The organism is Wolbachia endosymbiont of Tettigetta isshikii, from assembly GCF_041154185.1.
In the GTDB taxonomy this organism is placed as follows: Bacteria; Pseudomonadota; Alphaproteobacteria; order Rickettsiales; family Anaplasmataceae; genus Wolbachia.
Window position 1 is genome coordinate 1 of record NZ_JBFTEN010000046.1, and the last position, 694, is coordinate 694.

Genomic DNA, 694 nt, shown 5'->3' on the forward strand with positions numbered 1-694 from the left:
TATGGATTTGAACGCCATAGAACTATCTCTCTATTTGTACCTACCTCTACAGAACAATCAACTTTGGCTGCACTTTGTCAATGTCGTGATGATATTACGCAAATGAGAACTCAAAAAAAATGCAGACTTGAAGCACCGGAAAATGATCATATAAAAGAAAGCTGTCAAAAGACCATTGAGTTTTTCGATAGTCAAATAAATGAACTCAATAATACCATACAAAAGATTATTGATGAAAGCCGCGAATTACAACAACGCCAAAAAATCCCTAAAACAGTTCCTGGAATGGGTAAAAAGTTATCACAAGATTTTTTGTGTTTAATGCCAGAGCTTGGTTACTTAAACAGAAAAGAAGTAGCGAGTCTTGCCTGAGTAGCACCTCATCCTAAGGAAAGTGGTAAAGCTGTTGGTTATCGAAGGATTATAGGCGGTAGAAGCAACGCTCGTTCAAAGCTCTTTACAGCTGCTATGGCTGCTGCAAGGTCCAAGTCTGTACTTGGTGCGTTTTATTCTAAGCTTGTTGAAAGTGGTAAGAAGAAGATGGTGGCTGTAACAGCTCTAATGCGTAAAATTATAGTAATTGCTAATACAAGGCTTAAAGAAGCAATTAATTTAAATACCTAAAAACTTACACAGCAGTAACTGCAATGAATATTGTGAATAAGTACGTTCACACAGACTTAAAGTACTTATT

At 36.5% G+C, this 694-nt stretch carries 1 pseudogene; it reads left to right on the forward strand.

The features are described from left to right. A pseudogene (locus AB6N09_RS05645) lies at positions 1-624 on the forward strand (transposase); the annotation flags it as partial. Positions 625-694: the final 70 nt, after the last annotated feature.